The sequence below is a fragment of the Pusillimonas noertemannii genome, from assembly GCF_003096595.1.
GTDB lineage: Bacteria > Pseudomonadota > Gammaproteobacteria > Burkholderiales > Burkholderiaceae_B > Pusillimonas > Pusillimonas noertemannii.
Genome location: NZ_QEKO01000001.1, coordinates 1,332,311 through 1,353,204, shown reverse-complemented (window position 1 = coordinate 1,353,204; position 20,894 = coordinate 1,332,311). Strand labels below are relative to the sequence as shown.

Genomic DNA, 20,894 nt, shown 5'->3' with positions numbered 1-20,894 from the left:
GCGACATGGTCTCCTTCGAACTCGAGCAGCTATATGGCTGGATGAACGGCTTTCTGTGGCCATTCCTGCGCATACTCGCCCTGGTGGGCACTGCGCCCCTGCTGAGCGAATCATCCATACCCACCCGCGTGAAGGTAGGCTTTTCCGCCCTGCTCGCCCTGGCCGTGGCGCCCGCGCTGCCGCCTCCGCCGGAGTTCTCGCCCGCGTCGTGGCAGGGCCTGTGGATCGCGGCGCAGCAGGTGCTGATCGGCATTGCGCTGGGCCTGACCATGCGCATCGTGTTCGCCGCCGTGCAAACCGCGGGAGAGTTCATCGGCCTGCAGATGGGACTTTCCTTCGCATCGTTCTTCGATCCCGCCACCGGCGCGAACACCGCCGTGCTGGCCCGCCTGATGAACGTCATCGCCATGCTGCTGTTCCTGGCGCTGAACGGCCATTTGCTGATGATAGGCGGGCTGGTGCGTACATTCGACGTGCTGCCCGCAGCCGCGGGCCTGCATCTGGACGGCCTGGGCGTATTGTTCGACTGGAGCGCCCAGGTCATGGTTTCGGGCATGCTGCTGGCGCTGCCGCTGATCATCGTGCTGCTGACGATCAGCCTGGCCCTGGGCATTCTCAATCGCACTGCTCAGCAGCTATCGGTCTTTGCCGTGGGCTTTCCAATCAGCCTGCTGGTGGGACTCATTCTGCTGGCGATCGTACTGCCCCAGACCGCGCCCTTCATCAGCCGCCTGTTCGCCGCCGGCCATGAAGCCATGGCCCGCCTGATACAGGCGCTGGCCGGGTTATGAGCAGCCTGGGCCGGCCAGGCATCCGTCAGCGCACCGGATAGACTGCGACGGGTCCGTCTCCGAAATCGGGGCCATAAGGAAAATCGGCCGGCACGGCCTTGGGCAAACTTGCCGCCACGGGCTCGGTCAATGAAACAGGCTCAGCCGCCTGCCCGGTCTCGCCATGGACATTGACGCGATCGACGACATGCTGAAAGCGCCCGGTATTGTCGAAACGCAGCCACAGCTCGCGGCGAAAATACACAGCGTCGGTCACCAGGCTGGCCTTGTGCGTCCAACCCGCCAGCGCCGAGCCGTCACGCTGGCGATAGACATGCTCGGGCTCGGCCGCAAGGATCCGCGATGCCTGTTCCAGCGTCGTCTGGCCCGGCACGATGCGGTTCATCGTGGATGTGTCGAACGAGCGGCCCGTCGTGCTGCATGCGGCCAAGGTCCATGCCAGGCCGGCAAGCGCAAGTGCGCGCGCAACCCGGCTCGATACCCGCGCCGCACGCGAGCCGATGGACATCAGAACTCTTCCCAGTCGTCGTCGGCCGGCTTGCCGGCAGGCGCCGCGGCCAGGGCCGGCGCGGCAGGCGTCCGGGTGCGCGGGGGGCGGCCAGCCGGCGTCGGCTGCGCGGGCGCCTCACTGCCGACGCCAGCACCGGGCGAGGCCAGCGAGGCCCGGGCGGGGGCGGCGACCTTGGCAGGCGCCGGCGCCGCTTCGCCCGGACTGCTCCCGGCTGCCTTGCCCGTGGGCGACACATCGATGACGCGATGGCTCGCGGCAAGGCGGAAGGACGACACGGCCTGTCCGACACCGCCCAGATGGCGCCGCAGCTCTTCGGCGACACGGCTGGCTTCTTCGACCAGGACGGCGTTCTGCTGAGTGACCCCGTCCATCTGCGTCACCGCCAGGTTGATCTGGTCGATGCCGCTGGACTGCTCCACCGTCGCCGCCGATATCTCGCCCATGATGTCGGTAACCCTGGCGACCGAAGAGACGATCTCTTCCATCGTCGAGCCGGCGCGCTCCACCTGGTCGGAACCTTCGGCCACCTTCTTCACCGAATCCTCGATCAGGTCCTTGATTTCCTTGGCCGCGTGGGCGCTGCGCTGGGCCAGGGCCCGCACTTCGGAGGCCACCACTGCAAAGCCCTTGCCCTGCTCTCCGGCACGCGCCGCTTCCACCGCTGCGTTCAATGCCAGGATGTTGGTCTGGAACGCAATGCTGTCGATCACTCCGACGATGTCGGAGATCTTGCGCGAGCTGGCCGAGATGCCTTGCATGGTGGAGACGACTTCGCCGACGGCAGCGCCGCCCCGCTGGGCAACTTCGGAGGCGGTGACCGCTAGCTGGTTGGCCTGGCGGGCGTTGTCCGCGTTCTGCTTTACCGTGCTGGCCAGCTCTTCCATGCTGGCGGCGGTCTGCTGAAGCGCGGCCGCCTGCTGTTCGGTGCGGCTGCTCAGGTCGGCATGGCCCGAGACGATGCGCTGCGCGCTGTCCCCGATCAGTTCCAGGCCCGCACGCACATTGCCCACGCTTCGGGCCAGGCTGTCCTGCAGGCGCCTTACGCCCTGGGCCAGCGGCCCCAGCTCCGCCGGACGCGCTTCGACGCGATAGGTCAGGTCTCCCGCCGCCAGGGCGTCGAGCTGGCGCCCGACCAATACGAGGGGGCGCGTGGCGTTCCGGGCGACGAGCCGCAGCGCGAGCCCCGCAAGAACAACGGCCAGAAGGGCTATGGTGATGAACGCCCAGGCCGCCTGGCCAAGCCGCTGATTGGCCGCTTCAAGCGCGGCCCCCTGCAACGCGGCGGCGTTTTCCTGCAGCATGTACCAGCCCGCCCCCGCCGAGACCATGACCAGCAGGCACAGGCACGCCACCAATACCGAAACGCCGATCCGGATTTGCCATTGTGTGGATTTCATCAGCTAGACCCCATGTTGAACAGGCTTGTACCTTGAATCTTCTTGAACGCCAGCGCGGCCGCCTCGAGCGCCGAACGGCGCAGCTCGAGCTGGGTGGTGACGGTGTAGTAGTCGACGTCCTCGAGCTTCGAAAGCTGGTTGGCGTAGCTCAGGCCGCGCGCACTTCCGTTTGCGTCGATGGCGTCGATCTCGCTCAGCCTCGAACCCACCGAAGCCCTGACCGTCAGCACCTGGTCGTAGTTGACGTCGATGCGCTGCATGGCCGAGGCCAGCGCGTTGGCCAGCTGGGCCTGGCCAAGGGGATTACCGTCGGCCGGAGCATCGAGCGCCGCGATGATGGCATCCAGGGTGTCGAATACGTTCAATTCGGTATCGGCATGCGTGGCGGGTTCGACCGAAAAGCTGTCCCCCGCCTTGGGCAAACCTGAAAAGGCCACTTGCACGCCGCCGGGCAGTTGCAGGGTCGTCGTGCCTTCGTCATAGTTCAGCGGGCCATAGGTCTCGGCGTCGCCATCCGCGTCGAAGGTGTGCACGGTATATTGCAGCACCGGATCGGGGCCCGCCGTTTCGCTGAACTCGATCGTGAAGGGCAGGCCCACGTGGTCGCCCTGGGGATCGGTGATCGACGGCCCGCCGATCACCCCTGTGCCCTGGTTGCCCGTATCCGCATGGGTAAGATAGGCGCGCGAGCCCGAGGCCGCGCTGGCAAAGACACTGGTACCCAGGTCGGTGGCTGCGATGCGGCGCGTCTGGTCGGCCTGTATCTCGCGCTGGCCGCCGTCGCCGGCGTAGCTTACCGTTCCATCCGCGTTCTTTACGAATGCCGGCTGGGTGGCCGCGAAACCAGAAAAAAGGTATTGCCCGTTGCCATCGGTGGAATTGGCCAGCCCGAACAGCGTCTCTTTCGAATTGCGCAGCACGTCGGCCAGGGTGGCGCGGTCGGCGTCCGACATGGTGCCGTTGCCGGCCTCGACCAGGCGGGTCTTGATGTCCTGCAACAGGGTCGTCACCGAACTGAGCGCGTTCTCTTCGTTGCCCAAATTCATCTTGAGCACGTCGCGATTGGCCGCATAGCGCTCGTTGAGCGATTGCGACTGACTCAGGTTGACCGCCTGGGCTGCGCCCAGCGGGTCGTCGGCCGGCGTGACCATGCGCTGGCCGCTGGCCGCCTGCTGGTACAGGTGCAGCAGGTCGGACTGCTGTGCATTGATGGAATTGAGTCCGGTCTGGAAGAAATAAGAGGAACTGATACGCATGGTGGCGGTCCCGGTATGAAAGACGCTGGATGAAGCAATCAGGCGCGCAGGCCCAGCAAGGTGTCGAACAGGGTCGAACTGACGTCGATCAAGCGCGATGCGGCGCGAAACTGCTCCTGGTAGCGCTCGAGATTGACATACTCTTCGTTCAGGTTGACGCCCGAGACTGCCTGCTGCGCGGCATAGTTCTGCTGGATGAGGGTGGCCTGCGCCTTGGATGCCGTGCCGTTCTGCTGCGTCAGCACGCCCACCTTGTTGACGATCTGGGAATAGGCTTCGTTGAGGCTCATCGAGCCATTGCCCAGTGCCTTGCCTGTCTGCAGCTCGGCAAGGCGCAGCGCGTTGTCGCCATCGGCCTCGCCCGCGGGGCTGCCCGCGGCCGCAATCTGCGAGGCGTTGTCGATGGCCAGCTTCAGGCTCCCGGCCGCATTGCGGGTGGGCTGCACCAACCATGAGTCTCCCGCCACCGGCGTACCGCCCGAGATATCGAACTCCACGCCGTCGAACGACGCCGGCAGCGTGTCGCCCTCGTACACCACCGAGCCGCCCGGAACACTGGTGACCTGGTAGCTGGAGCCGTCGAACATGACCCGGTAGTCTTGGGCGGTGAGCTGATTGGCGTCCGTCAGCACGGCGCCCGCAACCGCGCTGCCCTTGTTGCCCGAAGACTCTATCACTTTGGGAGCGCCCAAAGAGAAGAAGTCCACGCCCCCGGCGCCATTGACGTCATAGCCCTCGCGGTGGATCTCGTTTACCGCCATGGCCAGGCCCGCCGCCAGGCGCCCCAGGTCGTTCTGCACCGTATCCAGCGCCTCGCTGCGATACTGCAGCAGGCCGCCCAGGCTGCCTCCGCCCACCGAGGCATCGGCCATTTCGACCAGGGTGCTGCGGCCCGAGCCGGTGGGTGCGCTATAGGCTACGACCGTGCGCGTGGGGTCGTCCGCCGAAGGCACCGCCTGCAGGGGAAAGACCGAGTCGCCGCCCAGCAGCACCTGGCCGTTGCCGATGGTGATATTGAAGCTGCCGTCCTGCTCGATGACCCGCACGCCGGCCAATTGGCTCAGTTCGGACAGCACTTGCTCACGCTGGTCCAGCAGGTCGTTGGGAGGCTGGCCCGAGCTCGAGGCCTTGGCCACCACGATCTGCTGGTTGAGGTCGCGGATGCGCTCGACGTAGCTGTTTATCTGGGTCACCACCGTCGAGATCTGCGTATTGATGTTCTCGCGCTGCGAATCGAGGAAGGCATTCGCATCGTTGATCTGTCCCACCAGGCTGGACGCGCGGCCCAGCAGTTCCTGGCGGGCGGCCGGGTCGGCCGGCGCCGAGGCCACGGCCTGGATGCCGTCGAAGAAATTTTGCAATGCGGGGCTGACGCCCACCGTGCGATCGCCGAACAGATTGTTGATCTGCGTGATCTCGTTGCCGTATGAGACGAGGGATGCGCCCGTCGTCTGCGCATTGACCAGCTGGCGGTACAGGAAGTTGTTGTACGAGCGCTCGATGCTGTCGGTGCGCACGCCCTGCCCCACGAAGCCATAGCCCATGTTGCGCCCACCCGCGCTGGACACCACGACGCTCTGGCGGTTATAGCCCTCGGTGGCGGCGTTGTTGATGTTGTGCCCCGCGGTCTGCAGGCGCGCCGTGGCGGCTGCCAGACCCGATAGACCAAGATTCGCTAGATTCATTGTGATTCCGCTGTTGGTTGGTGGTGCCCGGCGGCGCAAGGGCCACAGGCACGGCTTCTGCTTGTTTTACGGCACGGAAGGAAGAATATTTAATGCCGTGGGGCCGCTGCTACACCCTCCGGCTGTCGAAATAGCCCATGATGGAAATCAGCTTGTCGGCGTAGGCGGGGTCGGTGGCGTAGCCGGCGCGCTGGATGCTGCGCGCGGCCTCTTCGGCACTGTCCGCCTTCACGACCTCGCTGTAGCGCTCGTTGCGGCTGATCAGGCGCGCGTAGTCGGCGAACGACTCGGCATAGGAGTCATAGGCGCGAAACGGCTGCATCACCTTGCGCGCAACGCCATCCTCATACTCGGTCGTCATGATGTTGACCACCTTGCCCTTCCAGTTGGGCGAGGCCTTGATGCCGAACAGGTTGTAGCTCTGGCTGCCGTCCTCGCCGCGGATCTCGCGCCGGCCCCAACCCGACTCCAGCGCCGCCTGGCTCAGGATCAGCTCGGCGGGCACGCCGCTTTCCTTCGAAGCCACATGGGCGGCGCCGGTCATTCTGGAAACAAATTCTTCGATGTGCCGGGGCGCCCCGCGTATGGCCGAAACCGCCGCGCCGGCGGCACGCCCCACCGCGCTGTTGGACAGCATGTCGATCAGCGCGGAAATGGATGAAGCGTCGTCGGGGCGTTCAGCGCCTATGCGCGAGCGCAAGGCCGGCAGTCTCGAGGAAGACAGTTCTGGCGGGCTGCCCGCCGAACCGGTGTCCGACGGCTTGCCGTTTCCGGCCGCCGCCTGCATCTGGTCGAACAGCGCCTGGGCCAGGCCCACGCCCGGATCCGCCAGCTGCAGGGCCGTCTGCTCGTCGGCCAGGCTTTGCGCCAACCGTGTCTGGTCGCTTTGGAACAGGCCCTGTACGCCCGTCGAGGCTTGCCGGGCCTGCTTGATCAACTGCTGCAGGAACAGCGCCTCGAACTGGCGCGCGACCTGCATCTTCTCTTCGTCGCTGCCGCCGCTGCGCGAGACCTCGCCCTGCAGGCGGGACAGGGCGCTGGTGTCGAAGGCCGCTCCGGAACTGTCGGCCGGCCGAGGAATGTATCGTACGAAACTCATGATTGGCGGCTCATTCGCATCGCATGGGGTCCCTAGATGATCTCCAGGTCGGCGCGCAAGGCGCCGGCGCTCTTGAGCGTCTGCAGGATGGACAGCAGGTCTTGCGGCGTCGCGCCCAGGGCATTCAGCGCCTGCACCACGTCGGCAAGGTTGGCGCTGGTGGCGACGCGATGGATGGTGCCCGCATCGGAGCGCATCTCGATCTGCGTGCTGTCGGCCACGACCGTCTGGCCGCCGCCGAAAGGCGTGTCCGGCTGGCTGACTTCCTGCTGCCTGCTTATCACCACCGACAGATTGCCGTAGGCGATGGCGGCCTCTTCGATGGTGACCGTGCGGTTCATGACCACGGACCCCGTGCGCGCATTGATGATGACCTTGGCGCGGGCGGGCGGCAGGTTCACCCGCACATTCTCGACCCGCGACAGGAAGCGGGTCTGCCCCGTCGGATCGAGCGGACCGCGCAGCTGCACCAGCCGGGCGTCAAGCGCCGTGGCGGTGCCCGCGCCCAGCTCACTGTTCAGCGCGGCCACGATGCGGTCGGTCACGCTGAAGTCGGAGGTGTTCAATTCGAGGTTGATCAGGCCGTCCTGGGCGAAGGTGGTCGGCACCGCGCGCTCGATGATGGCGCCGTTGGAGATGATGCCGCCGTTGAGCTGGTTGACCTGCACGCTGGAGCCGCCTGCCTGTGCGCCCGCGCCGCCTACAAGCAGATTTCCCTGGGCCAGCGCATACACCTGGCCGTCGGCCCCTTTCAAGGGCGTCATCAGCAGGGTTCCACCCCTGAGGCTCTTGGCGTTGCCCATGGACGAAACCACCACGTCCACGGTCTGGCCGGGCCGCGCGAAGGCCGGCAGGCGCGCGGTGACCATCACGGCCGCCACGTTCTTGACCTGCATGTTGGTGCCCTGCGGCACCGTGACGCCAAGCTGCGACAGCATATTGGTCAGGCTCTGCTGCGTGAAGGGCGACTGGCGCACCTGGTCGCCACTGCCGTCCAGCCCCACCACCAGGCCATAGCCGATCAGCTGGTTGGCGCGCACGCCCTGTATGGAAGCCAGGTCCTTGATGCGATCCGCCCGCGCGGGCGCGGCCAGCAAACCGGCCAGCAATATCAGGCAGGCCGCGACGCTGGCAGTCCGGGCCAGCAATGCGACGATGTGGGAAAAGCGTTGCGGCACAACCGTCCTCAGAAGGGTGAAATGTTCAGGAAAAAGCGCTGCAGCCAGCCCATGGTCTGCACCTCGTCCATGCGGCCCTTGCTGCGGAATTCGATGCGGGCATCAGCCACCTGCGTCGACGAAACCGTGTTCGACCCGGTGATCGAGCGCGGGTCGACCACACCCGAGAAGCGTATGTGCTCGCTGCCGCGATTGATGGCGATCTGCTTTTCGCCGGCGATCTGCAGGTTGCCGTTGGGCAGGACGCCGATGACCGTGGTGGTCAGGGTGCCGTTGAAGGTATTGTCGGCGCGGCTCGAGCCCGTACCCTCGGCGGCATTGCCTCCGTTCATGTCGAAGCTCTGCTGCGGTCCCAAGCCCGGCGGGAAGAAATCGGGTACCAATTCCAGGCCCAGGCTGGCGCTGCCGCTCCGGTTGCTGGCGGTGGCGACGTTCTTGGCCGCATTGGTGCGCTCCTGGATGATGACGGTGACGATGTCGCCGACATTGCGGGGACGCCTGTCCTCGAACAAGGGGTAATTGCCATAGGCCGTGGGCTGGTAGATGGCGCCGTTGGCAACGGGCTGCGGCATCTGCATCGAGGGCGGCGGCGCGGTCAAGGGGCCGGTCACCACCGGCTCGGGCGGCACCAATGCGCAACCCGACACCGCGGCAATCAGAAGGCACAGGCAGAAGCGTACGAGACTAGGCATATTGAATCCGGAAACCGCGCATCAGATCTGGGTCAGTCGCGCCAGCATCTGGTCGGAGGTCTGGATGGCCTTGCTGTTCATTTCGTAGGCGCGCTGGGTGGTGATCATGTTGACGAGCTCCTCGGCCACATTTACGTTCGAGGTCTCGACATAGTTCTGCAGGACCAGGCCCGCGCCGTCCAGGCCCGGAGAGGCAAAGTTGGCCGGCCCCGACGCGTCGGTTTCCACGTACAGGTTCTCGCCGGCGCTTTGCAGGCCGGTGGGATTGATGAAGGTGCTGAGCTGCAGCTGGCCCACCTGCACATTGGTGCCGATCGCGCCCGGCTGGGTCACCGACACGGTACCGTCGCGCGCAATGGTGATGCTCAGCGCATTGTCCGGGATGTTGATGGGCGGCTGGATGGGATAGCCGCCGGCCGTCACCAGTTGGCCGTTCTGGTCGACCTGCAGGCTGCCGTCGCGCGTGTAGGCAAAGGTGCCGTCGGGCATCTCGACCTGAAGAAAGCCGCGCCCCTGGATGGCGATGTCCAGCGAATTGCCGGTGTCCTTGAGATTGCCCTGCGTATGCACGCGCTCGGTCGCCACGATGCGCGTGCCGGTGCCCACCTGCAGGCCCGAGGGCAGCTGGTTGGCCGCGCCCACCTGGGCGCCCGGCTGGCGTATGGTCTGGTACATCAAGTCTTCGAACACCGCGCGGCTGCGCTTGAAGCCCGCCGTATTGACGTTGGCCAGGTTGTTCGAAATGACGTCCATCTGGGTCTGCTGTGATTCCAGGCCCGTCTTGGCCGTCCATAGTGAGCGTATCATTTTCGTTTCCTCGTCGATGCGGCCGGGCGCATCCCAGTTAGATTCAGTTGCCGATTGACAATATGGAGTTCGCGTTCTGCGCGATGCTGCCCGCGTCCTGCACGACCTTCATCTGCATTTCAAAGCGGCGTGCGTTCTCGATCAGCGCCACCATGGTTTCCGCCGCGCTGACATTGCTTTTTTCGACGAAGCCGGACACCATCCGCACGGCGGGATCGGTGGGGACGAAAGGCTGGATGTCGGGGTCGGCCCGAAAGTAGCCGTCGTCGCCCCGCCGCAAGGCGGCCGCCTGGGGATTGGCCAGCTTGATCTGGCCCAGCACCTGGATATCGGCGGGGTTGTCGCCCGCGCCCAGGGCGGTGATGGTTCCGTCGCCCGAGAAGGTGACCGTGCCGCGATCGGGTATTTCGATGGGCGCGTTGTCCGCCGACAGCACCGGATAGCCATCGCGATTGACCAGCAGGCCCTGGGGGCTGACCTGGAACTCGCCCCCGCGGGTAAAGGCCTCGCCATTGGGCGTCTGGACGCTGAACCAGCCGTCCCCGGTCACCGCAAGGTCCAGCGCCCGGCCGGTTTCGGTCATGATGCCCGGCTCCAGGTTGCTGCCCGGCGTGGTCGCCACGGTCGAGACCCGTGTCGACAGATCGTCTCCGGCCACGACCGGAACGGAGCGATAGCTGCTCAATTGCTCGCGAAAACCCGCCGTGTTGATGTTGGCCAGGTTGTTGGTCAGCACCGCCTGCTGGTCCAGCACGCGGTTGGAGCCATTGGCAACGGTGTAGATTAGGCGGTCCATGGCAGGCCTTAACGCATGGTGATCAGGGTCTGCAACACCTGATCCTGGGTCTTGATGGTCTGCGCATTGGCCTGGTAGGTGCGCTGCGCGATGATCATGTTGACCAGTTCCTGGCTCATGTCGACGTTCGACTCCTCCACCGACTGCCCCTGCAGCGTGGCCAGGCCGTTGCTGCCGGGACGGCCCACCACCGGACCGCCCGAAGCACCGGTTTCCACCCAGGCGTTGCCGCCCACGGGCTGCAGCCCCTGCAGGTTGTTGAAGTCGGCCAGCGCGATATAGCCCATGGCCTGCGTTTCGCCATTGGTGTAGTTGGCCACGATGGCGCCGTCCTCGGCGATGGACATGCCGGCGTATTCGCCCGTGGGGTAGCCCGTCTGGGTGAAGTTGGGCGAGAAATCACCGCCGAACTGGGTCGAGCCGGCATAGCTCAGGTTGATGCCGAGGTCGTCCGCCGGCGAGTTCGCGCCGCCGGGGTTGGTGACGCTGAGGGTTTGCGTGCCGCCGCTGAGCAGCAGGCCGCTGCTGGTGAAGCGCAGTTCGGCGGGCGCTGTGTCGGGGTGCGAGGCAATCGGCGCGCCGTCCATGCGGTAGTACACCTGCCAGGCGCTCTCGCCCGGCGTTGCGCTTTCGCGCTTGACGAAGTACTGGGTCAATTGGTGCGCGTTGCCCAGCGAGTCGTAGACCGAGATCGGCAGCGAATGGGTGAAGCTTTGCGCATCGTTCGGGTCGAAGGGATGGCCGACGATTGCGGCCACGAAGGCGGTCTCGCCCGCCCCCTGGGCAGGCAGGTCATCGGCGGACAGCGGGGTGGCTGCGGCGATATTTACCGTAGAGCCGTCGGCCGACGTGTACGCCCCGTCAGCCGGCGCCGCGCCGCTCCAGACCACGTCGCCGGCGTCATTGATCGTGTACGAGTACGACGCGACCGGGTTGACGCCGTCATCCAGCACTATCGTACCCAGAGTCTGGGGTACCGACGCCGGATGAATCACCGCCGCGTTCGCATCCAGGTTCGTCTTGGTCGTCAGGCCGTCGGTCGCGCGCGGCGCGATATTGCCGACCGGCACCATGATGGGCACCAGGTCGGTGCCGTTCACGCCATAGCCCGTCAGGCGCTGCCCCTGGGCGTTGACGATGTAGTTGTCTTTATTGGCATAGAACTGGCCGTTGCGGGTGTACAGGATGTTGCCGCTGGCGTCCTGCACCCGGAACATGCCCTTGGCGCCGTCGATCGCCATGTCGAACTGATTGCCCGTGGCGCTGATGGTGCCCACCGTGAACCGCTGGTTGATGCTGGCCACCTGGGTGCCCAGGCCCACCTTGCTGTTGGCGTACACGTCGGCAAAGGCCGCCGAGCTCGACTTGAACCCCACGGTGCCCGAGTTGGCGATGTTGTTGCCGATGACGTCCAGTTCCTGCGCGGCGGCGTTCAATCCGCTCAAGCCTTGTCCGAAACCCATGATCTACCTCGTTGAATGTTTGTTCAAGTGAAGCCGCGCGACGAGACCGGGCCCGCCGCATCGGCGCTGTGCTACATGATCTTGCGTATGTCGAAAAGCGAATACGTGCCCGCCAGCCCAAGCTCCAGCTGCAGGCCCGTGGAGGCGTAGGCCACGCTGGACACCCTGCCCGAGGTCAGGGCCTCTGAGGCCACCAGCTGGCCCTCGGCGTCGGTGGCCGCCACCTGCACGGTGTAGGCGCCGTCGCCGACGGGCAAGCCGGCATCGTCCTTGCCGTCCCATTGCAGGGTCAGCACCCCGGCGGATTGCGGGTCTTCCAGTTCCATTTGACGGACAGCCTTTCCGCTGGCGTCCAGAATCGTCACCGTCACCTTGGCCGCGTCGGAAATCAGGTCCACCCCGAAAGGCGTCGCCACCTGGGTCGTCACGCCGTCGACCACGCTGCTGCCCAGCGATATCTTCTCGCCCGGCACCAGCACTTCCTTGCCGATGAGATTGGCGGCCTGCATCGACTGCGACAAGTCCATCTGGCCCGACAGCGCCAGCAACGTGTTGTTCAGTTGGTTGATGCCGTTTACCGTGGACAACTGCGCAATCTGCGACGTGACCTCGGCATTGTCCATGGGGTTGAGCGGGTCCTGGTTCTGCAGCTGGGTTACCAGCAGGGTCAGGAACTGCTCCTGGGTGGCCGCGGTACTGTCGCCGGACTGGCTCAGCAGCGAGGCGCCGCCGGCGCCCGACAGGGGATTGACTGTGCTCATGCCCTGCTCCTTATTGGCCGATGGAAAGCGTGCGCATCATCAGGCTCTTGGCGGTATTGATGACCTCGACGTTGGCCTGGTACGAACGCGAAGCCGAGATCATATTGACCGTCTCGGCCACCACGTCGACGTTGGGCATGGTCACATACCCTTCCGCATCGGCAAGCGGGTTCTTGGGGTCATAGCGCAGGCGCGGCGGCGCGTCGTTTTCAACCACGCCCGTCACGCGCACGCCGCCCACCGCCTGGGTATAGGGCTGGCCGGGGGCCGGCTGCATCTTGAACACCACTTCGCGCGCCTTGTAGGGCAGGCCGTCCGGTCCCGCCACGCTGTCGGCGTTGGCCATATTGCTGGCCGACACGTTCATGCGCTGCGACTGGGCCGTAAGCGCCGAGCCGGCGATTTCAAATATGCTCATGGAAGACATCGCTTGCCGTCCTTTCCGTTTATTGCTGCAACGCGGCCATCAGGCCCTTGATGCGCTGCGAAATGATGGTCAGATCGGTCTGATACTTGACCGTGTTGTCGGCGAACTGCACGCGTTCCACGTCCATCTCGACCGTGTTGCCGTCCAGGCTGGGCTGAACCGGCACGCGGTACAGCAGCTCGGCCGGATCGGGCGTGACCGCCTTGGCGGGTATGTGCCGGCTGGACGTCAGGGTCAACCGGGTGTCGGCCAGGCGCATGCTCTCGCCCATTGCGTTGCGCAGCGCCGACCCGAAATCGAAGTCGCGCGCCTTGTAGTTCGGCGTGTCGGCATTGGCGATGTTCGACGCCAGCACCTCCTGCCTTTGCTGGCGCAGGTTGATGGCATTCTGGAAGAATCTCAGGTCTTCGCCGATTCGATCAGTCATCTGCCGCTTCGTCCATGTAAGTAAACAGGTAGGTGCGCCGCCGGCCGGCAGCCACGGCGCGTGGCCGCGCGCCGATCGGCGGCGCAAGGCCTTTTCACATGCCAGCATGTTAAAGGCGCACCCGGCAAGACAAACTACGAAACAAGGCGCTATTTCTCGGCCAATTCCTCCGATGCCCGCACGGGCGGCCCTATACAATTCCAGCCATGCTCAAGCATTGTGTTCACGCCCTGCTCGCCGCCGCTTCATGCCTGGCGCCGGCCCTGGCCCAAGCCGGCCCCGCCCTCACCAGCGACGATTTTTCCCGCCAGGTCGAGGAGTTCCTGCGCGGCGAGGCGGCGGCCTACCCGGGCGAGCCGCGTATTGCCGTTACCCCCCCACAGACGGGCCGCATGCCCGCCTGCGAGCAAAGCGAGGTCTTCCTGCCCTCGCACGGCCGCCTGCGCTCACGCATGACCGTCGGCATCAGATGCCTGGCTCCCAAGCCCTGGACCAGCTATACCCAGGTTGAACTGAGCATAGAAGGCAGTTATTACGTGGCCGGCCGCAGCCTGGATGCCGGCACGGTGGTCGGCCGGGACGATGTCGCCCAGCGCGAGGGCGACCTGCTGCGCCTGGCGCCCGGCACCATTTACGAAGCCGAGCGCCTGTTCGGCAGCATTACCACCCAGCGCATAGGCACAGGCTCGCCCATGCGCGACCGGGCATTGCGCAGCGCCGACTCGATTGCGCGTGGCCAGGCGGTCAGGCTCGAGGCGCGCGGGGTAGGCTTCGTGGCCAGCAGCGACGGCACCGCCCTGCAGGGCGGAGAGCCGGGCGCCCAGATACAGGTACGCGCCGCATCGGGGCAAACGGTAAGCGGCACGGTGCTCAATGGGCAGACCGTATTGGTGCTGATGTGATGCGCCCGCGGTATTCCCCTTGCGGCCGGATGCCTGCCCCGGGTAAATTTTTTTTCCTTCGGGCCGTTACTCTCTTTATACTGAAACTGTCAGTCACGCCTGACCGGAGCCATTCTTGAAGATCACGCCCACCCCCCACAATTCAACTCTCAACGCAATTTCCAGCGTGCGCTCGCCAGCGGGCGCGCAAGCGGGTTCGAGCGCATCGAGCAAAAGCACTGTCGAGCTAAGCCCGGCGGCGCGCCAATTGGCCAGCCTGCAAAATGGCGACAACGACGTCGACCTCGAGCGCGTTCAGCAGATCCGCGACGCCATCGCCTCGGGCCAGCTCAAGGTCGATGCCGGCCGTGTGGCCGACTCCCTGCTGGCCAGCGTGCGCGAGCTGCTCAAGTAACGCATCGGCATCCGCATCATTTTTCGCTTCCATCATGTCCGCATCGCTTCAAGCACTGCAAAGCTCCCTCGACACCGAACTGGCTCTCGTCCAGCGCTTCATCGATATTCTCAAGGCCGAGGCAGAGGCGCTGGAGCAGCCCGACCACAGCGAGGCGCTCAACTCGTCGACACGCGACAAGAACGCCTGTATTGAACAATTGCTTGAAGCCGGCCGAAGCCGGGACGATGCGCTGCGTGACCTGGACCTGGACACCGGCCGCGCCGGCCTGGACGAAGCGGCGGCGGCCTATCCCTTCCTGCAGGACAGCTGCGTCCGGCTGTTTGAACTGAGCCAGCAAGCAAGCCAGCTCAACGCCGCCAATGGCGCAATGATCAGCACCTACCTCAAGCACACGCAGCAAGCGCTGCACGCCCTGCAGCCCCTGGTGGGCAACCCCGGCCTGTACGACGCCAGCGGCCGGCCCGGTCAGGCGAAGGGACAGCGCAAGGCCATCACCGCCGGCTAAAGGCCCGCGACGCTGAAACCAGAGGCAGCAGCCAGGCAGGCCGAGCCTGTTAACCCTGGCTACGCGACTCCATCAGGTCTTTCGCGGCAAAGAGGCGTATCAGGGCCGCCGAGGCCGTGGCGGCCGTCAGGGCCGCGCCGTTGCGCCGGCCCGGACTGTCCGCCAGCCCGGCCATGACATCGAGCAGCGGCCCGCCCTCATGCAGCGCCTGCCAGGCCGCCAATGCCACCTGCACCGCAACCGCCGCACATTCGCCCGTACCCCGGCGCCCCGTCGGCGGCTCCAGGACGTTCCACGCGCCGTGCAGATGCCTGGCGGCTTCCCTGGCCTCCATCCGTACCAGCAGCCATGCCGCAAGGTCTTCCAGGCCCGCTTGCTCATAAGACATATTGCTCAGGCCGTGCCGGGATTTGATCACCCTGCCGTCACGCCGGTCGATCAGGCGCACGGCCACGTGGCGCAGGGTCAGGGGCGGCAAGCCGCGCCGGGCCAGCTCGACGGGGCCCTCGGCCAGCCAAAGCGCCACGCTGCCCAGGGGAACGCCTTGCAGGGTGGCCAGGTCCAGCCTCGAAAGCACGGAATCCATGCAACGGTAATCCAGCGTCTTGGCATGGGCGGCCGCGGTGGTGGCGCAGGACTGAGCCTGAAGGCCGACGCTGCCCGCACAATGAGCCAGCCACTGGATGGACCGTTCGCCCAGCTCGCGCAGCAAGCCCTGCGCCGGAAAATCAAAGGCATGGACGACGGTCCCGGCGCCGGGCTGCCGCTGCAGGGCATATATCTGGCGGCGCAGCCGTTCGGTTTCCGGCGCCGCTTGCGGACCGGACGTTCCATCGGATGCCTGCCAGCCCGAGCCTACGGGCCATTGCTGCCAGGTCGAGGCCAGCGCCCTGCCGTTCCCGCCCATCAGCACCGTCGCGTGCAGCTTGTCGCGGGAAGGTCCGGGCAAGACCCCGAAGCTGTCGTGCACGGCAAGCATGCGCTGTTGTCCGAACGCCGCCAGCTCATTGCACGCCGCCGCCCAGGGGCGCCAGGACGCATCATGATTCTTGCCACCGACAGCTTTTCGCCATAAACGGCAGGCGCCCGAATACACTTCGGAGGAATCGAGCTGGGCGCAAGCGGCGCGCCACGACTCCTCATCGAGCCTTGCCGCCCCCGGGCCCGCCAGGGCCAGCAGGCCCGGCGGCAAAGAGCCATGCGGGGCGGGCTCGTTCCGGCGCGTCCAGGGCATTTCCGAGGGCGTCGCCATCAGGGCGGCCAGGTCTGCCGCTGTAGGTGAAAACAGTGTAGAGGCGGGCTGGACGGGCGACAGGGCCTGATCCACCCAGGCCTCGGCATCCAGGCGAACCAGGTCTTCAGGCACTTTCTGCCCGGTCGACGCGTAGTGAATCGGAAGCTGGTAGCGTATGGCAATGTCCAGCGCGGGACCGGGCCTGGGGCTTTCGTCCAGCTTCGTCACGATGCAGCCCACGGGCCTCTGGGCGCCGTCGCTGGTGTAGGCGCGGGCCACCTCGTCCAGGGTGTCGCCCTGGCTGGCCGAATTGAGCACCAGCAGGCGCGAGACCGGACGGGACAGGCCGGCCAGCATGGCCGCCTGCTCGCCCACATGGCGATCGCGCTGGCTTACGCCGACGTTGTCGATCAGTATGCGCGCACCGGGGTCGGCGGCGTCCACCAGCCGGGCCAGCTCGGCGCGGTCCTGGGCGACGTGCACCGCCACCCCCATCATGCGGCCGTAAGTCCTTAATTGCTCGTGGGCGCCGATACGATAGGTATCCGTGGTGATCAGCACCAGGCCGCCGTTCCTGAAGTTCCGCAGGCAGCGCGCGGCCAGCTTGGCGATGGTCGTGGTCTTGCCCACGCCGGTCGGCCCCACCAGGGCCAGTACGGCGCCCGGCGCCCACAAGTCGTCTTCGTCCTGCAAGACCGGCAGATGCGACACCAGTTCGTCGCGACACCATTGCAGCGCGGCGCGGGGCGGCAATGCCTCGGGCAGGCGCTTGAGCATGGCGCGCAGCAGCGCGGTGCTGAAACCCATGGCAAGCAGCTTCTGGAACAGGGACACGGCCTGCGGGGCCTTGCGCAACTGGGCGCCCCACAACAGCTCGTCAAAGCCGTGCTCCAGCATGCCCTGCATCGAGCCGATGGCCTGCATGAGGTCGGCGGGGCTGACGCTCGCCGGCGGCCGCGCCATGGCGGGCTGCGCCGGCGCGGGCCGAAGCATCGCGGCGGGCCGTCCGGCGCTCGCGGCGGCTGGCTCCGTGCCGGCGTCGATGGCCCGGGCGGCGGCCGGCGGCGCGGCCGTCTGGTCCGTTGCCATGATCTCCACCCCGCCGTTAACGCGTCGATTCGACACGATAAGAGCGTCCGGCCCCAACGCCATTCTTACCTGGCGCATGGCTTCCCGGTTGGTGGACCCGAAAAAGCGGCTTACATTCATGACGCGCCCCCGCCTATGACGGACGTTATGCGCAAGACCCGCTCATCGGGAATTTCCTGGTGGGAAAGCACGCCCAGCTGCGGCAGATGGTGGCGCAGGAAGCGCGACAGCGAAGCGCGCAACGGCCCCGGAACCACCAGCACGGCCGCATCGCCGTTGGCGTCCTGGGCCTGCACGGCGGCCACTGCGTCGGCCAGCAGGCTTTCCGCCAGGCCGGGCTCGAGCGCTCCGCTGGTGGCCAGGGCCTGGCCCAGCACCCGCTCCAGCTTGGGGTCCAGGCCGATGACGCGCAGTTCGCCCTCTCCGGGGAACCAGTGCTGGGTAATCGCCCGGCCCAGCGCGGTACGGGTTGCCGCAAGCAGCTCGCCCGCATCGGGACCGGTGCCGTTCGGATTGGCCGCCGCCAGGCGGGGAGCGTGTTCGGCCAGCGTCTCGATGATGGTGCGCATGTCGCGGATCGGCACGTCCTCGCGCAGCAGGCCGCGCAGCAGCTTCTGCAGTTGCGAAAGGGTGATGGTCTTGGGCACCAGGTCCTCGACGAGCTTGGGCGCTTCCTTGCCGACGTGGTCGAGCAGCTGCTGGACCTCCTGGCGGCCCAGCAGGCTGTCGCCGTAGCGGTGCATGAGGTGGTTAAGATGGGTGGCCACCACGGTGCCGGCATCCACCACCGTATAGCCGGCGATCTGCGCCTGCTCGCGCAGCGAGACGTCGATCCAGACGGCGGGCAGGCCGAAGGCCGGATCGGTGGTCTGCGCGCCCGGCAGCTTCATCGCCACTTCGCCCGGATCGATGGCCAGCCACTGGTCCGGCATGGCCTGGCCGCGGCCCACCTCCACCCCCGAAAGCAAGATGCGATATTCATTGGGCTTCAGTTCCAGGTTGTCCCGTATGTGCACCACCGGAGGAAGAAAACCGACGTCCTGGGCGTACTTCTTGCGCAGGCTGCGAATGCGATGCAGCAGCTCGCCGTTCTGCGCGTGGTCGACCAGCGAGATCAGGCGGTAGCCCACTTCCAGTCCCAAGGGGTCCACCAATGAAACGTCGTCCCAGCTTGCCTCGGCTGCCGCCGCGTCCGCGGCCGCCTGGTTCTTCATGGGTTCCTGGGCCTTTTCGGCGGCCGCCTCGCGCTGCCGCTTGCGCAGCATCCATCCGGTACCGGCCAGGGCCGCCGCCAGCGCCAGGAAGGCGAAGTGCGGCATGTTGGGAATCAGCCCCATGGCCGCCAGGATGCCGGCGGTAATGAACATGACGGCCGGATTGGCGAACAGTTGGTTCACCATCTGCTGGCCCACGTCCTCGTCGGTGGCCACGCGCGACACCACCACGCCCGCCGCCGTGGAAATGATGAGCGCGGGAATCTGCGCCACCAGGCCGTCGCCTATGGTCAGCAGGGTGTACACCCTGCCGGCGTCCGAAAAACTCAGGCCGTGCTGGGCGACGCCCACCACCAGGCCGCCGACGACGTTGATGACCATGATCAGCAGGCCGGCCACCGCATCGCCGCGCACGAACTTGCTGGCGCCGTCCATGGAGCCGTAGAACTCCGCCTCCTGGGACACCTCGTTGCGCCGGCGGCGCGCCTCGTCCTCGCCGATCAGCCCCGCGTTCAGGTCGGCATCGATGGCCATCTGCTTGCCCGGCATGGCGTCCAGGGTAAAGCGCGCGCCCACCTCGGCAATGCGGCCGGCGCCCTTGGTGATGACGACGAAGTTGATGATGACGAGGATGATGAAGACGATGATGCCGACCGCGAAATTGCCGCCCACGAGAAAGTGGCCGAAGGCCTCGATGACCTGTCCGGCCGCGTCGGGGCCCTTGTGGCCGTTCATCAGCACGACGCGCGTGGACGCCACGTTCAGCGCCAGCCGCAACAGGGTGGCGAACAGCAGCACGGCGGGAAAAGCCGCGAAATCCAGCGGCTTCTTGGTGAACATGGCCACCAACAGAATCATGACCGCCAGCGAGATGTTGAACGTGAAGAGCAGGTCGAGCACCACCGGCGCCAGGGGCAGAATCATCATGGCCATGACCATGAGGATCAGTATCGGGCCGGCCAGCAGCCGTGCATGCTGCATGCCGTCGTTCTTCAACAGCGAAAATATCTGGTTCATGAGGCTTGCGGCACGTCGCCGCGCTTGTTGGCCGGATCCATGTCCACCGGGACGGGAAGGTCGCCGGGGCGAATCGGCGCGGCGCCCCGGCCAGGCTGCCAGGTGCGCAATTGATAGACCCAGGCAAGCACCTGCGCCACGGCGCCATACAGGGCTGCGGGGATTTCCTGGCCGATTTCAACGTGGTGATGCAGCGCTCGCGCCAGGGGCGGCGCGCTGAGCAGCGGCACTTTATGTTCCTGGGCGATCTCGCGGATGCGCGCGGCGATCAGGCCCGACCCCTTGGCCACCACGCGGGGCGCACCCGCCTGCTGTTCGCTATAGCTCAGGGCGACGGCATAGTGGGTGGGATTGGTAACCACCACATCGGCCTTGGGCACCTCGGACATCATGCGCCGGCGCGCCATGGCCCGCTGCTGCTGCCGGATACGGCCCTTGACATGGGGGTCGCCCTCGCTTTCCTTGTGTTCCTGCTTGACGTCCTGGCGCGACATGCGCATCTTCTTGTGATGGCTCCACAATTGCCAGGGCGCATCGATGGCCACCACCAGGATCAGCGCCGCCACGATCAGCGCGCAGCACAACGCAACCAGGCGCATGCCCGCCGTCAGCGCCTCGGTGGGCGTGGCCTGCATCAGGGCGATCATGTCCTCGCGATAGTTCCATATGACCATGGCGCCGATGCCTCCGATCACCGCCGCCTTGGCCAGCGTCTTGAGCAATTCCACCAGGGTCTGGGCCGAAAACATGCGCGCCACGCCCTTGAAGGGGTTGAGCCGCTCGAACTTGGGTTCCAGCGCCTTGGCCGTGAACACCAGCCCGCCCAAGGCCACTGACGACAGCACAGCCACGGCGACCAACGCTCCGAAGAGGGGAAGCAGGCCGGCCACCGCCTGGAAGGCCGACTCGGCCGCGGCGGCCGTCATCACCCCCGTATCGCGGGCAATGCGGGGGTCGAACCACAGGCCCGACCTGACCACGCCGTTGAGCGAACGGTACAGGTAGGCGCCCGTCAGCCACAGCATGGCCACGCCGCAGGCCAGCAGCAGGAAAGTGTTGAGCTCGCGCGAACGCGCCACCTGCCCTTCTTCGCGCGCCTTTTCCAGGCGCCGGGGGGTGGCGGCTTCGGTTTTCTCGAGGTCGCTGTCCTCAGCCATTCAGTGTCACGCGCGCAATATACCCATAATCACCATGAATTCTAGTGATTGGGAGCGCAGCGCGATCGCCGAAGCAAGGCGGGGAAACC

The 20,894-nt window shown here is 66.2% G+C and carries 20 protein-coding genes; 4 read left to right on the top strand and 16 right to left on the bottom strand.

Going from position 1 to position 20,894, the window contains the following annotated elements; translation table 11 throughout:
- Positions 1-5: 5 nt before the first annotated feature.
- Positions 6-791, top strand: a complete 786-nt coding sequence (gene fliR, locus C7440_RS06510) for a flagellar biosynthetic protein FliR (protein WP_116517842.1) — start codon at positions 6-8, stop codon at positions 789-791.
- Positions 792-816: 25 nt separating this feature from the next.
- On the opposite strand, the gene C7440_RS06505 is transcribed toward fliR, so the two are convergent.
- From C7440_RS06505 to flgB, 13 genes are all read right to left on the bottom strand, one after another.
- The gene (locus C7440_RS06505; protein ID WP_116517841.1) at positions 817-1,299 is read right to left on the bottom strand and encodes a hypothetical protein; all 483 of its coding nucleotides are present in this window, start codon (positions 1,297-1,299) and stop codon (positions 817-819) included.
- Entirely contained in the window at positions 1,299-2,699 is a 1,401-nt protein-coding gene (locus C7440_RS06500; RefSeq protein ID WP_116517840.1) for a methyl-accepting chemotaxis protein, read from the bottom strand. The genes C7440_RS06505 and C7440_RS06500 overlap by 1 nt, the downstream gene beginning before the upstream one ends.
- Positions 2,699-3,955, bottom strand: coding sequence for a flagellar hook-associated protein FlgL (gene flgL / locus C7440_RS06495; protein ID WP_116517839.1), 1,257 nt, complete (start codon positions 3,953-3,955; stop codon positions 2,699-2,701). Before flgL ends, C7440_RS06500 begins: the two co-directional genes overlap by 1 nt.
- 38 nt (positions 3,956-3,993) lie before the next feature.
- Positions 3,994-5,640 (bottom strand): flagellar hook-associated protein FlgK, encoded by a 1,647-nt coding sequence (flgK, locus tag C7440_RS06490; protein ID WP_116517838.1) that lies wholly within the window; start codon positions 5,638-5,640, stop codon positions 3,994-3,996.
- Between the two features lie 109 nt (positions 5,641-5,749).
- Positions 5,750-6,739: a flagellar assembly peptidoglycan hydrolase FlgJ gene (gene flgJ, locus C7440_RS06485; protein ID WP_116517837.1), complete on the bottom strand. Its 990-nt coding sequence runs from the start codon at positions 6,737-6,739 to the stop codon at positions 5,750-5,752.
- Between the two features lie 32 nt (positions 6,740-6,771).
- Positions 6,772-7,896 carry a flagellar basal body P-ring protein FlgI gene (locus C7440_RS06480; protein WP_371743455.1) on the bottom strand — a complete coding sequence of 375 codons (1,125 nt, stop codon included), beginning with the start codon at positions 7,894-7,896 and terminating at the stop codon, positions 6,772-6,774.
- A 29-nt stretch (positions 7,897-7,925) separates the two neighbouring features.
- On the bottom strand, positions 7,926-8,609 hold the full coding sequence (locus C7440_RS06475) for a flagellar basal body L-ring protein FlgH (protein WP_116517835.1): 684 nt from the start codon (positions 8,607-8,609) through the stop codon (positions 7,926-7,928).
- A 21-nt stretch (positions 8,610-8,630) separates the two neighbouring features.
- Positions 8,631-9,416, bottom strand: coding sequence for a flagellar basal-body rod protein FlgG (flgG, locus tag C7440_RS06470; protein WP_017525048.1), 786 nt, complete (start codon positions 9,414-9,416; stop codon positions 8,631-8,633).
- 43 nt (positions 9,417-9,459) lie between these two features.
- On the bottom strand, positions 9,460-10,212 hold the full coding sequence (locus tag C7440_RS06465; protein ID WP_116517834.1) for a flagellar basal body rod protein FlgF: 753 nt from the start codon (positions 10,210-10,212) through the stop codon (positions 9,460-9,462).
- A gap of 8 nt (positions 10,213-10,220) precedes the next feature.
- Complete coding sequence (locus C7440_RS06460; protein WP_116517833.1) at positions 10,221-11,675, bottom strand: flagellar hook-basal body complex protein; 1,455 nt, start codon at positions 11,673-11,675, stop codon at positions 10,221-10,223.
- A 71-nt stretch (positions 11,676-11,746) separates the two neighbouring features.
- Positions 11,747-12,436 (bottom strand): flagellar hook capping FlgD N-terminal domain-containing protein, encoded by a 690-nt coding sequence (locus C7440_RS06455; protein WP_116517832.1) that lies wholly within the window; start codon positions 12,434-12,436, stop codon positions 11,747-11,749.
- A gap of 10 nt (positions 12,437-12,446) precedes the next feature.
- Positions 12,447-12,863, bottom strand: a complete 417-nt coding sequence (gene flgC / locus C7440_RS06450) for a flagellar basal body rod protein FlgC (RefSeq protein WP_116517831.1) — start codon at positions 12,861-12,863, stop codon at positions 12,447-12,449.
- 19 nt (positions 12,864-12,882) lie between these two features.
- On the bottom strand, positions 12,883-13,290 hold the full coding sequence (gene flgB / locus C7440_RS06445; RefSeq protein WP_116517830.1) for a flagellar basal body rod protein FlgB: 408 nt from the start codon (positions 13,288-13,290) through the stop codon (positions 12,883-12,885).
- Positions 13,291-13,496: 206 nt separating this feature from the next.
- Here flgB and flgA point away from each other — a divergent pair, with 206 nt between their 5' ends.
- The 3 genes from flgA (at position 13,497) to C7440_RS06430 (ending at position 15,094) form a co-directional block, all read left to right on the top strand.
- Positions 13,497-14,192: a flagellar basal body P-ring formation chaperone FlgA gene (gene flgA / locus C7440_RS06440; protein WP_116517829.1), complete on the top strand. Its 696-nt coding sequence runs from the start codon at positions 13,497-13,499 to the stop codon at positions 14,190-14,192.
- A 121-nt stretch (positions 14,193-14,313) separates the two neighbouring features.
- Positions 14,314-14,586: a flagellar biosynthesis anti-sigma factor FlgM gene (gene flgM / locus C7440_RS06435; RefSeq protein ID WP_279305853.1), complete on the top strand. Its 273-nt coding sequence runs from the start codon at positions 14,314-14,316 to the stop codon at positions 14,584-14,586.
- Between the two features lie 34 nt (positions 14,587-14,620).
- Positions 14,621-15,094: a flagella synthesis protein FlgN gene (locus C7440_RS06430; RefSeq protein ID WP_165832461.1), complete on the top strand. Its 474-nt coding sequence runs from the start codon at positions 14,621-14,623 to the stop codon at positions 15,092-15,094.
- Positions 15,095-15,143: 49 nt separating this feature from the next.
- On the opposite strand, the gene flhF is transcribed toward C7440_RS06430, so the two are convergent.
- Genes flhF through flhB form a run of 3 tightly spaced genes read right to left on the bottom strand, consistent with a single transcriptional unit; the run spans position 15,144 to position 20,805 of the window.
- Entirely contained in the window at positions 15,144-17,537 is a 2,394-nt protein-coding gene (gene flhF, locus C7440_RS06425; RefSeq protein ID WP_116517826.1) for a flagellar biosynthesis GTPase FlhF, read from the bottom strand.
- Complete coding sequence (gene flhA, locus C7440_RS06420; protein ID WP_116517825.1) at positions 17,534-19,648, bottom strand: flagellar biosynthesis protein FlhA; 2,115 nt, start codon at positions 19,646-19,648, stop codon at positions 17,534-17,536. Before flhA ends, flhF begins: the two co-directional genes overlap by 4 nt.
- Positions 19,645-20,805: a flagellar biosynthesis protein FlhB gene (flhB, locus tag C7440_RS06415; RefSeq protein ID WP_116517824.1), complete on the bottom strand. Its 1,161-nt coding sequence runs from the start codon at positions 20,803-20,805 to the stop codon at positions 19,645-19,647. Before flhB ends, flhA begins: the two co-directional genes overlap by 4 nt.
- Positions 20,806-20,894 lie beyond the last annotated feature (89 nt).

Excerpts from the sequence above, each read along its gene's own strand:
- fliR (WP_116517842.1), top strand. The coding sequence starts at position 6 with ATGGTCTCCTTCGAACTCGAGCAGCTATATGGCTGGATGAACGGCTTT.
- flgC (WP_116517831.1), bottom strand. The coding sequence starts at position 12,863 with ATGTCTTCCATGAGCATATTTGAAATCGCCGGCTCGGCGCTTACGGCC.
- flgA (WP_116517829.1), top strand. The coding sequence starts at position 13,497 with ATGCTCAAGCATTGTGTTCACGCCCTGCTCGCCGCCGCTTCATGCCTG.
- C7440_RS06455 (WP_116517832.1), bottom strand. The coding sequence starts at position 12,436 with ATGAGCACAGTCAATCCCCTGTCGGGCGCCGGCGGCGCCTCGCTGCTG.
- flgK (WP_116517838.1), bottom strand. The coding sequence starts at position 5,640 with ATGAATCTAGCGAATCTTGGTCTATCGGGTCTGGCAGCCGCCACGGCG.
- flhA (WP_116517825.1), bottom strand. The coding sequence starts at position 19,648 with ATGAACCAGATATTTTCGCTGTTGAAGAACGACGGCATGCAGCATGCA.
- C7440_RS06430 (WP_165832461.1), top strand. The coding sequence starts at position 14,621 with ATGTCCGCATCGCTTCAAGCACTGCAAAGCTCCCTCGACACCGAACTG.
- C7440_RS06465 (WP_116517834.1), bottom strand. The coding sequence starts at position 10,212 with ATGGACCGCCTAATCTACACCGTTGCCAATGGCTCCAACCGCGTGCTG.
- flgB (WP_116517830.1), bottom strand. The coding sequence starts at position 13,290 with ATGACTGATCGAATCGGCGAAGACCTGAGATTCTTCCAGAATGCCATC.
- flgJ (WP_116517837.1), bottom strand. The coding sequence starts at position 6,739 with ATGAGTTTCGTACGATACATTCCTCGGCCGGCCGACAGTTCCGGAGCG.
- C7440_RS06505 (WP_116517841.1), bottom strand. The coding sequence starts at position 1,299 with ATGTCCATCGGCTCGCGTGCGGCGCGGGTATCGAGCCGGGTTGCGCGC.
- C7440_RS06475 (WP_116517835.1), bottom strand. The coding sequence starts at position 8,609 with ATGCCTAGTCTCGTACGCTTCTGCCTGTGCCTTCTGATTGCCGCGGTG.
- C7440_RS06500 (WP_116517840.1), bottom strand. The coding sequence starts at position 2,699 with ATGAAATCCACACAATGGCAAATCCGGATCGGCGTTTCGGTATTGGTG.
- flgL (WP_116517839.1), bottom strand. The coding sequence starts at position 3,955 with ATGCGTATCAGTTCCTCTTATTTCTTCCAGACCGGACTCAATTCCATC.
- flhF (WP_116517826.1), bottom strand. The coding sequence starts at position 17,537 with ATGAATGTAAGCCGCTTTTTCGGGTCCACCAACCGGGAAGCCATGCGC.
- flgG (WP_017525048.1), bottom strand. The coding sequence starts at position 9,416 with ATGATACGCTCACTATGGACGGCCAAGACGGGCCTGGAATCACAGCAG.
- flhB (WP_116517824.1), bottom strand. The coding sequence starts at position 20,805 with ATGGCTGAGGACAGCGACCTCGAGAAAACCGAAGCCGCCACCCCCCGG.
- C7440_RS06460 (WP_116517833.1), bottom strand. The coding sequence starts at position 11,675 with ATGGGTTTCGGACAAGGCTTGAGCGGATTGAACGCCGCCGCGCAGGAA.